Here is a 213-nt window from a genome sequence, read left to right on the forward strand (position 1 = left end):
CCATTGAAGTCGGAATTTGAATAAATGTAAACACAGTGAGCATCGCTGCAGCAGTCGATTTGCTATAACCCATATCTTGGACAATTGGCGCAATCCAAGCCGTTACTGAGTAAAACATGCTGGACATTAACGCGAAAAACAATGTCACTAAAATCGCCCGTTTGTTTTTTAATGGCAATCTCGCTTTCGCTGCCGTTACTTCTGTCCGTTTTT

The 213-nt window shown here is 41.8% G+C and carries 1 pseudogene; it reads right to left on the minus strand.

What is annotated here, in order from left to right:
- Positions 1-213 (minus strand): annotated as a pseudogene (locus CHH91_RS21075) (MFS transporter); the annotation flags it as partial.

The organism is Virgibacillus sp. 7505 (genome assembly GCF_002272135.1).
Classification (GTDB): Bacteria; Bacillota; Bacilli; order Bacillales; family Amphibacillaceae; genus Terribacillus.